The sequence below is a fragment of the Streptomyces sp. NPDC091281 genome, from assembly GCF_044757425.1.
Classification (GTDB): domain Bacteria; phylum Actinomycetota; class Actinomycetes; order Streptomycetales; family Streptomycetaceae; genus Streptomyces.
In genome coordinates this window covers 359,242-369,285 of record NZ_JBIVUY010000001.1, presented here as the reverse complement: position 1 = coordinate 369,285, position 10,044 = coordinate 359,242, and the positions used below count along the sequence as shown (strand labels likewise).

At 70.4% G+C, this 10,044-nt stretch carries 5 protein-coding genes; all 5 read right to left on the bottom strand.

Features of this window, described 5'->3' with window-relative positions:
- Positions 1–187: 187 nt before the first annotated feature.
- The gene (gene obgE / locus ACIQPQ_RS01580; RefSeq protein ID WP_401298287.1) at positions 188–1,633 is read right to left on the bottom strand and encodes a GTPase ObgE; all 1,446 of its coding nucleotides are present in this window, start codon (positions 1,631–1,633) and stop codon (positions 188–190) included.
- A 163-nt stretch (positions 1,634–1,796) separates the two neighbouring features.
- Positions 1,797–2,051 carry a 50S ribosomal protein L27 gene (rpmA, locus tag ACIQPQ_RS01575; RefSeq protein ID WP_073793698.1) on the bottom strand — a complete coding sequence of 85 codons (255 nt, stop codon included), beginning with the start codon at positions 2,049–2,051 and terminating at the stop codon, positions 1,797–1,799.
- A 14-nt stretch (positions 2,052–2,065) separates the two neighbouring features.
- Positions 2,066–2,386 carry a 50S ribosomal protein L21 gene (gene rplU / locus ACIQPQ_RS01570; protein ID WP_004931419.1) on the bottom strand — a complete coding sequence of 107 codons (321 nt, stop codon included), beginning with the start codon at positions 2,384–2,386 and terminating at the stop codon, positions 2,066–2,068.
- Between the two features lie 237 nt (positions 2,387–2,623).
- The gene (locus tag ACIQPQ_RS01565; RefSeq protein ID WP_401298283.1) at positions 2,624–2,998 is read right to left on the bottom strand and encodes a hypothetical protein; all 375 of its coding nucleotides are present in this window, start codon (positions 2,996–2,998) and stop codon (positions 2,624–2,626) included.
- A complete protein-coding gene (locus ACIQPQ_RS01560; RefSeq protein WP_401298280.1) occupies positions 2,998–9,900 on the bottom strand; it encodes an RHS repeat-associated core domain-containing protein in 6,903 nt (2,300 codons plus the stop codon). The genes ACIQPQ_RS01565 and ACIQPQ_RS01560 overlap by 1 nt, the downstream gene beginning before the upstream one ends.
- Positions 9,901–10,044 lie beyond the last annotated feature (144 nt).

Sequence of the window (10,044 nt, the reverse complement as noted above, 5' to 3'; positions counted from 1 at the left end):
GTGCGTGCACGCGCGGACCGTGCTGGAGCTGCGGCTGTGCCTCGGGGCATGAGGCGTGGGGGGGGGGGGGGGGGGGGGGGGGGGGGGGGCGGGCCCCCCCCCCCCCCCCCCCCCCCCCCCGGGCCCGGACCGGCCCCTCGGGCTATTCCCCTCGGGGTGCCGGTCGTGGTTCTCGCTCGGGGGGCCGTCAGAACGGCTCGAAGCCCTCGAACTCCTGCGTCGCCTCGTCCCGTTCGGCCTGCCGGTCGCGGCGCCGCTGGGTCGCGGGCCGCGGGGCCTCGAAGCGGTGGTCCTCGCCGCGGCGGCCGAGCATCTCGGCGCCCGCGGTGAGCGAGGGCTCCCAGTCGAAGACGACCGCGTTGTCCTCGGGGCCGATGGCGACGCCGTCGCCGGAGCGGGCGCCCGCCTTCACCAACTGGTCCTCGACACCGAGGCGGTTGAGCCGGTCCGCGAGATAGCCGACGGCCTCGTCGTTGTTGAAGTCGGTCTGCCGCACCCAGCGTTCGGGCTTCTCGCCCCGCACCCGGAACAGCGGCTCGCCCTCGGCCTCCTCCAGGGTGACGGTGAACCCGGCGTCGTCCACGGCCTTCGGCCGGATGACGATGCGGGTCGCCTCCTCCTTCGGCCTGGCCGCACGCGCCGTGCCGACCAACTCGGCGAGGGCGAAGGACAGTTCGCGCAGACCCATGTGGGCGACCGCGGACACGGCGAAGACGCGGTAGCCGCGGGCCTCCAGGTCCGGGCGGACCATCTCGGCGAGGTCCTTGCCGTCGGGGACGTCGATCTTGTTGAGGACGACGATGCGCGGCCGGTTGCCGAGACCGCCGTACTGGCGCAGCTCCTCCTCGATGATGTCGAGGTCGGAGACGGGGTCGCGGTCCGACTCCAGGGTGGCGGTGTCCAGGACGTGCACGAGGACGCTGCACCGCTCGACGTGGCGCAGGAACTCGAGGCCCAGGCCCTTGCCCTGGCTGGCGCCCGGGATGAGGCCGGGGACGTCGGCGATGGTGTAGACGGTCTCGCCCGCCGTGACGACGCCCAGGTTCGGGACGAGCGTCGTGAACGGGTAGTCCGCGATCTTCGGCTTGGCGGCGGAGAGCACCGAGATCAGCGAGGACTTGCCCGCGCTCGGATAGCCGACCAGCGCCACGTCGGCGACGGTCTTCAGCTCCAGCACGATGTCCTGGAGGTCGCCGGGCTCGCCGAGCAGCGCGAAACCGGGCGCCTTGCGGCGGGCCGAGGCCAGCGCCGCGTTGCCGAGGCCGCCGCGGCCGCCCTGGGCGGCGACGTAGGAGGTGCCGTGGCCGACGAGGTCGGCGAGCACGTTGCCCGCCCGGTCGAGGACGACGGTGCCGTCCGGGACGGGCAGGACGAGATCCTGGCCGTCCTTGCCGGAACGGTTGCCGCCCTCGCCGGGCTTGCCGTTGGTGGCCTTGCGGTGCGGGGAGTGGTGGTACTCCAGCAGCGTCGTCACGGACTGGTCGACGGTGAGGATCACGTCCCCGCCGCGCCCGCCGTTGCCGCCGTCCGGGCCGCCGAGCGGCTTGAACTTCTCCCGGTGGACGGAGGCACAGCCGTGACCTCCGTTACCCGCGGCGACATGCAGTTCGACGCGGTCCACGAAGGTGGTCATTGGGGGTGCCTCCAGCACTTCGGCCACGTACGGGTACTACGTGGGTCGTCACGCGGGGTTGCCGCGCAGGGGTCTGTCTACTGCGTAACACGCGAAAGGCGGACCCGCCTTCCCGCCTGGGAAGTGAGGTCCGCCTCGCGAAGCGTTCCCGGGAAGCCTGAGGTCAGGCGACCGGAACGATGTTCACGACCTTGCGGCCGCGGAACGTACCGAACTCCACCGCACCGGGCAGGAGCGCGAACAGCGTGTCGTCGCCGCCGCGGCCGACGCCGGAGCCGGGGTGGAAGTGGGTGCCGCGCTGGCGGACCAGGATCTCACCCGCGTTGACGACCTGACCGCCGAAGCGCTTCACGCCGAGCCGCTGGGCGTTGGAGTCGCGACCGTTCCGGGTGGACGATGCGCCCTTCTTGTGTGCCATGTCTCCTCAGTCCCTTACTTCGCAGCCGCGGGGATCTCAGTGACCTTGATCGCCGTGTACTGCTGGCGGTGGCCCTGACGACGGCGGTAGCCGGTCTTGTTCTTGTAGCGCAGAATGTCGATCTTCTGGCCCTTGTGGTGGTCCACGACCTCGGCCTGGACCTTGATGCCGGCCAGCACCCACGGGTCGCTGGTCACAGCGTCGCCGTCGACAACGAGCAGGGTCGAGAGCTCGACCGTGTCGCCAACCTTGGCGGTGGAAATCTTGTCAACCTCGACGATGTCACCGACAGCAACCTTGTGCTGGCGGCCACCGCTGCGCACGATGGCGTACACGCGGATCTCACTCTCTCGCTCGGGAACGGCACCCCCGCAGTCCAGCCGTCCGGGACGAACACGGACGACCTCTCCCGGCCACCGAGGTACCGGTACCCGGGAGGAAGAGGGTTTACGGGGATGTGGCATGCCACTCGACACGCCGACGGTCAAGGTTACGGGGCCCGGCTTGAGTAATCAAACCGGGCCCCGTGGCCCCGTGCTGCTCCCGCTCCGCCGCGTCAGTGCGGCACGGCTCTACCGCGGCGGAGCGTCGAAGCGGTGCAGCCGCACCTCCACCCCTCGGTCCCGGGCGAAGGCGGCGACACCCTCGATGGCGGCCGTCAGCGCGGCGGCCAGTCCGTCCAGTTCGGGCGCGCGCCGCTCCCGGTCGGGCGCGGCCTCCACGGCCTGCCAGGCGGCCCGGTAGGCCTCCTCCAGCGGGCCGACCCGGTCGTCGTAGTCGACGATCCCGTCGAGCGGGAAGGCCGACGGACGGCTGCGGGCGGCGAGGTCCAGCTGGGCCGTCACCGAGATCAGGTCACCCACGAGCCTGACGTGGGCGGCCCCGATCTTCCGGCTCAGCAGGATCTCGGCCAGCACCGCGTTCCAGTGCTCCTCACCGTCGAGCATCAGTTCTCCATGTCTCTGGCCATACGGGCGAGTCTCGCGGCTCCGGCCCGGCCCGCGGGAATGTCGGCGCCGCCCGCCCGGAGGATGCCGACACAGTAGGTCACACAGCTGTTGCTGCCGTAGCTGTACGGACCGAGGTCGGCGTCCAGGGACTTGATCTGGGCCTTGACGGCCGCGCGGGCGTTGGGCAGTCGGAAGGTGAGCTGCTTGGTGTTGGGGCCCGCCTGCTCGGTCACGATCTGGGCCGACGTGTCGTAGCCGGAGTAGTCGTCCAGGCCCGCAGGGCCGTTGATGACCTGCTCGGTCTCCAGGGCACGGCCGTCGTCCAGTTCCACCTTGACGGTGGCGTGCTGGGCGTCGTCGTCCCAGGTGACGGTCGCGGTGCCGTCGCAGTTGTGGACGAGCACCGGGGTGGCACCCGCCAGGACGTAGTACGCGTGGATACCGGTGATCGTCAGGTCGTGCGTGCGCTGCCGCTGGTCGAAGTGGCGGTTGGCGACCAGCTCGACCTCGGTGCCGGTGGGCGTGTGCAGGGTCATGCCCGGCTTGAGGTCGCCGGCCTTGATCCACGCCTGCTCGGACTCCACCCAGAAGGGGTGCGTGACCGTGGCGACCAGGGTGTCCTCCTGGCCCGAGGCCACCCTCACGGTGAGGTCGGAGAACTGCTTGTCGTCCTCGGTGACGATGGTGCCCGCGACCTCACGGACCGTCGCCTTGCCGGTCTTCTGGACCGTGGTGACGACCTTGTCGCCCGGCTCGACCTTCTCGATCGGCTTGGTGCTGCCGTCGGCGAGCAGGACCTTCGTGCCGGGCAGGAAGCTGTGGCACTCGGGTTCCTCGGTCTTCTTTCGCTTCTTGAGCGCCTCCGCCGCCTTCTTCCGGACGTCCGCGAGTTTGTCCGTGGCCTTGGCGAGCCCTGCCCGCGCCTTGCCGACCGCCTTGCTGGCCTTCCACAGGTCCTTGGCACCGCCGATGAGATCACCGACCAGGCCGGTGACCCGCTTGGCGAGCTTGATGCCCTTGGCCCACTTCCACGGCGCGCCGTACTTGGCGAGGATCTTGCCCGCCAGGCCGCCCGCGAAGCTGCCCGCGATGTTCAGCAGGGTCTCGCCGCACGAGCCGACGTCACCGGTGGAGATGCAGTCGAGCGCCGCGTCCACGCCGAGGATGTCCCGGGCGATCTTGACGAGGGCCTTGCCCGCGGACTTGATGCGCTGCTTGGCTGCGGCCTGCTGGCCCTGCGCCTGGGTGACGTTGCGGGACGCCTGGTCGACGTCCGACTGGGCCTTCTCCGTGTCGGTCTTCGGGAAGTACGGCACGCCGCCGCGGCACTCGATCAGACCCTCCCGGCACTCCGGGATGATCATGCCGCTCGGGTCGGCGTGGGTGACCGGGGAGTTGTTGGCGTACGCGTAGCCGTTGATCTGCTGCGGTTGCGTGTAGTCGATGATCGGGTCGACGGAGATGAACCTGCCGATCGACGCGTCGTACTCCCGCGCCCCCAGATGGGTCAGACCGGTCGAGGCGTCGACGGTGCCGCCGACGTACCCCTTCTCCCCCGGCCAGACACCGGTCTTCGCGCCCCGCTCCACGCCGAAGGGGTCGTAGCGGCGCTGGCTGACCACGCCGGTCGCGGAGTCTATCGCGACCTCGCCGGTGCCGTTGTGGTCGGACGCGACGAAGGACAGCTTGCCGGCCGTGCGGACGGCTACGGCCTGCCCCCCGTAGTCGTAGTACCGCGTGGCCTCCGTCCTGGTGCCGTCCGCGGACAGCTTCAGCTCGGTGCCCGGCAGGTAGACGGTCGTGCCGGAGGGGTCCTTGCGGACGAGGCGGCTGCCGGAGCCGTCGTACAGGTACGTCGTCTTCGCGCCGCTCGCCTCGGTGACCTCGCTCAGCTTGCCCTGGTCGTTCCAGCGCAGGTCCTGGGCGTCGCCTCCGATCGTGCGCTTGGTGGTGTTGCCCGCGTCGTCGTACTCGTACGTCGACTGCCGGTCGCCGGTCGGCGTGTCCTCGGTGACCTTGGTGACCTGGTGCGGGCCGTCGCCCTTGGCGCCCGCGCCGCCGTACTCGTAGCCGCGGGTGATGTTCTTCGCCGCGTCGAGGCCGGTGTCGTGCTGGACGTCGGAGACGCGGTTGCCGATGGCGTCGGTCTCGTAGGACTTCCAGTACGGGGCCGGGCCGCCGAGTGCGCCCGCGCCCGCGGCGGCGTCACAGGCCGTGGGACCGGAGCCGTCCACCGGGGTGGTCGAGCCGCGGGTGCCCGAGCCCGCCGCGCCGGCCGCCGTGGCGGTCGGCGTCCAGGCGTCCTTGAGCCGCTGACGGGCGTCGTAGGCGAAGCACTGCACGTCCGGCGCGGCGGAGTTCGCCGTGTCCGCGATGGACAGGATGTTGCCGGCCTGGTCGTAGGAGTAGCGCGCGTCCTTCGCCGGGGCGGTCGCGCCGTAGACGTCGGTGACCGCGCGGGTGAGCCGGTCGGTGCCCTTCTCGTAGTTGTAGGTCTGCCAGACCTTCTTGCCGCTGCCCGTGGACAGTTCCAGCTGCTGCACGAGGCTCTTGCCGGAGTACACGGTGTCGGTGACGTACGACGTGGAGCCCGTCATCGTCATCGGCCGCTGGAGGGAGTCGTACGTGTAGGTCAGCGCCTCGGCCGGGAGGCCGCCCACCGCGGGCAGACCGGCGCTCTGGACGGTGCCGTCACGGTTGTACGTCGTGCTGTAGACGTGCGTGCCCGCGAGGGAGCCCTGCGAGGCGGGGATCTGGTAGGCGGTCTTCAGCGGCCGGTAGAACTCGTCCATCGACTGGACGGCGGTGCCGAAGTACTCGGTCTGGGAGACGTAGGTGAGGAAGCCGTACGCCTGGCCGAGCCAGCCCGCCTTGTCGTAGCGGGTCTCGGTCAGCTTGGTGCCGGTGCCGGAGTCGCCCTGCCACGTGGACACCACCCGGCCGAGCTTGTCGTAGACCGTGGAGGTCTTCTTGTTGTTGCCGTCCCAGGTGGCGACGGGTCGGTCCAGCTCGTCGTAGTCGACGCTCGACGTGCCCGCGTCCGGGTCGACGGACTTCTTCTGGCGGCCGAGCTGGTCGTACTCGTAACGCCACACGTTGTTCTTGGCGTCCGTGACCGTCTCCAGCAGGCCCCGTGTGGTGTACGTGTACTTCGTCGCGTCGTACGGCACGCCCACGCCGGGAGCGGAACCGCGGTAGTGACGGATCTCCGCGACGTTGCCCTGCTCGTCGGCGACGGTCGTCGTGGGAACACCGCCCACCGGCGGGTCGACGTGGGTCAGTTCACCGTCGTACGAGGTCTTGGTACGCCACTGCTCGGCGCCCGAGACGGCGGAGATCTGGGCGGTGGTGCGGCCGAGTCCGTCGTACTCCAGGAGGCTCTGCGCGCCGACCTGCCCGTTGCTGACCAGCAGCAGTTCGTCCGAGGCGGCGCCGGAGGCGTTGTACGTGGCGTTGGTCTTGCGGACGTTGCCCGTCCCGTCGTACCACGTGTCCGCGACCATGCGGGTGCCGTCGGGGCCCTCGGTCTGGATCTGGCGGGCGCGGAGCATGCTGTCGTAGAGCTGGTACTCGGCGCCGTAGGAGCCGTCGTTCTCGATCTTCTCGGTCTTGATCGAGGTGACCTTGTCCTTGCGGACGGTGTAGGAGTACTTGATGCTCGGCGTCTGCGAGGACGCGCGGTCGGGGAGCCAGACCGAGGTCAGGCGGCCCATCGCGTCGTAGGCGAGGTCCGTGCGCTTGCCGTTGGGGTCGGTCTGGCCCTTCGACATGCCCCAGGCGGGGCTGTAGTCGGTGACCGTGGCGTGGCCGAGGGCGTTGGTGACGGTCGTCTTGGTCAGCAGGCCGTTGGTCTCGGCGTAGACGGTCTTCGTCTCGTCCGTCGTGCCGATCTGCTTGGCGTCCTTCTGCGTCAGCGGACGGCCGAAGGCGTCATAGGTGGTGGCGCCGGTGACCTGGTAGGTCGCGGTGGTGCCGTTGTGGGACGTCATGCGCTCGGTCTTCGTCGCGTCGCCCTTGGTGGGCGCGGCGCCGAAGGCGAGGTTGTCGTACGAGGTGCGCTCGTCGGCGAGGACCTGGGTCTTGCGGTCGGGGGTGGCGGAGCACTTGACCGACACCGACTCACTGCGGGCGGGCAGCGACAGGATGTTCTTCGCCGTGTTGTCCGCGTACGTGGTGCGGGTGCAGCTGTCGTCCTTGGCGGTGGAGACGTCGCCCTGGTCGTCGACGGTGAGGACGCGGCCGGTGCCGTTGGACGTGTCGTACGTCGTCGTGGACTTGGTCTCCAGCCAGCTGCCGTTCGACTGGAGGTTGAAGCCGCGGCCGGTCTGCCCGCGGACGATCACCGCGCGGGTCGTGCCCCAACTGCGGGTCTGTGTCGCCGAGTAGTGCTTCCAGGGGGTCTGGACGCTCTTCGAGATCAGCTTCGTGCCGTCATAGGTGGCGGCCTCCAGCTGGTGGCCCGTGAACTCCTCCTCGTCCGTGTACTCGGCGCCCGTGGAGTCCTTCACCTTCACCGAGCGGGTGCCGCCGTCGGCGTCCTTGTCGCCGTCCATGCCCTGCATGAACGTGTAGTCGACGCGGGTCTTCTGGACGTCGGAGGTGCCGCTGGTGACCTTGACCTTGCCGTAGCCCTGCCAGCCGCCCCAGGTGAGGTACTTGGCGTCGGTGATGCCGTCCGGCTTCGCCTTCCGCCAGGCCGCGTCGCCCTGGTAGTCGTAGCGGGTGACCATGGTGTCGCTGCCGCCGGTGCGGTCGGTCTCGATGACCGCGGAGACGACGTACTTGTGGAACCAGTCGGTGATGGGGTCGACGTAGCCCGGCGGGGCCCACTTCACCGGGTAGCAGCGCTTGGTGGACTCGCCCGGCCTGGGCAGGTTCGCCTTGGTGCAGTCGGTGGGGGCGTAGGTGACGTCGAGCTGGGCGCCGGTCTCGCTGAGGACCATCGACAGGCGGAAGCGGTGGAACGGCGCGATGTTGTCGCCGATCGCGTCGACCCGGTTGGCGAGCTGCTCGCCGAAGAGATCGACGGAGGGCAGCTTGACGGCGGTGCCGCCCGCGCGGCCCTCGTGCTCGATCTTCGTCAGCCAGAGCGTCTTGGAGTCGTCGCCGTTGTCGGTGAAGAGGTGCGTGAACAGCCAGGCGTCCACGTCCTGGTAGCTCGTGGCGTCCTTGCGCATCTGGGTGACGACGGAGGTGAGGCGCTTGGTGGTGAAGAAGGTCGCCACCGGGGACGTGCACTTGGTGCCCGACTTGCACTCCTGGTCGACCGGGACGTCCGGCCACTTCGCCGCGTTCGCCTTGGTGCGCTTGCTCTCGGCGCAGTCGAAGTCCGAGGTGGGCAGGCAGCGTTCGGCCGTGTTGAACACGACGCGCGCCGGGGCCTTGGCCGCGTAGACCTTGCCGTCCTGCTGGCCGTAGTCGATGCGCTTGAGCCAGCCGCCGCGGTGGTACGCGGTGCCGTTGACGTCCGTCTTGCCGTTGAGGGCGTAGGAGTTGGTCTCGCGGTCGTAGAAGTAGGACATCACGTTGCCGTGGGTGTCCTTGACGTAGTCGAGGCTCCAGCGCCACGCCTGCTGGCAGTGGGCGCTGGTGAAGGTGGCGTTGTAGCAGGGCTCGCCGGAGTCGTCGCCGAACACCGGGGCCGTCCAGACCGAGTTGGTCTCCTCGTTGCCCGAGGCCCAGCCCGGCAGGCGGTTGAGGCCGAAGGTGTACTCGGTGCCGTCGGAGGTGGTGATCCTCCAGTGCTCGCCCTTGTCGTCGGCGCTGCCCTCGTCGCCGTTGACGGCGCCGGTCAGCCGCTCGACCTTGGAGCCGTCGTCGGAGGACATGTGCCACTTGCCGGTGGTGTCGTCCTTGACGAGTTCACCGGCCGAGCCGTTGAGCATGACGGTGGCGTTCTCGAACGCCCAGCACTGCTCGGCGGAGGTGTCGTGGCCGTCGTCCGCGCAGGGCTTGTAGCGGCGCTCGATGTAGCCGGGGTCGTAGGAGAAGCCCTCGCCGATCCAGGAGCCCTGGTTGTTGGTGGCCGAGGTGCGGCCGTCCGCGGACTGGGAGGAGTAGCCGAGGCCGACGGTCGGGGTGAGACCGCCCGGCGTCGGCACCGAACGGAACGGATAGTTCCAGTTGAAGGCGCCGGAGGAGGTGGCGACGCTCCAGCTGGAGGAGGGGGCGAGGGCCGTCGCCTTGTACGTGCCCTGCGCGCCCGAGGGGCCCGCGGCGACCGCGACCAGCGAGGCGGCGCTGCCCGCCATGGTGGAGACGCCCTCGGCGGGGGCCGGGGCGGCGGTCACGTCGGCGGAGACGGTGCCCGTCTTCACGTCGTTGACGGTGGGCAGCGCCTTCGGCAGCTCGGGGCACTCCTTGCTGCCGGGCTGGGCCACGGAGGCGCAGGCCGGGAGCTGGACGAGCTGGAGGCGGGAGCCGTAGGAGCCGCCGAAGCCCTCGGCGAACTCCGAGTAGTCCACGGTCAGACGCACCTTGCCCGCCTGGGCGGCGCCGTCCGCGCGGGCCACGCCGAGCAGGGCACCGGCGCCGAGCTTCGCGGCGCGGGCCGGGTCGAGGACGTCGACGCGGACCTTCCCGGCCGACTGCGCGGCCTTGACGCGGGCCTTCGCCGCGGTGACCTTCACCGGCAGGCCGCCGGCCTCGGCGGTGGCGCCGACCTTCAGTTCGGCACCGCCCCGCTGCGGCCACACCGGCTTGTCGAGGGTGCGGACCGCGGCCTTGCGGGCCGGGTCGGAGGGGCGGGACTTCGCTTTAGCCGAGGACCCCTTGGCGGGGTCCCCGTCGTCCTGGACCCCCGGGCGGCTGGTGCGGCCCGGGTTCCCTTCGTCGAGCGCCACTGCCTGGACCGACGACGCGGACAGCGCGAGCGTGAGCCCGAGCACTGTCGCGGCCAACGCCGGTCCGGGCATGCGGCGGCTCAGTGAGCGGCCACGGAGAAACATCCGTCAACTTCCTGATCGTAGGGAGAGTGAAGAGACAGTCGGGGCGGGGCAGGGGGGCTCTGACAGGTGTGCCGGGCCCTCAAGAGACCCGGCACA

Excerpts from the sequence above, each read along its gene's own strand:
- obgE (WP_401298287.1), bottom strand. The coding sequence starts at position 1,633 with ATGACCACCTTCGTGGACCGCGTCGAACTGCATGTCGCCGCGGGTAAC.
- rpmA (WP_073793698.1), bottom strand. The coding sequence starts at position 2,051 with ATGGCACACAAGAAGGGCGCATCGTCCACCCGGAACGGTCGCGACTCC.
- ACIQPQ_RS01565 (WP_401298283.1), bottom strand. The coding sequence starts at position 2,998 with ATGCTCGACGGTGAGGAGCACTGGAACGCGGTGCTGGCCGAGATCCTG.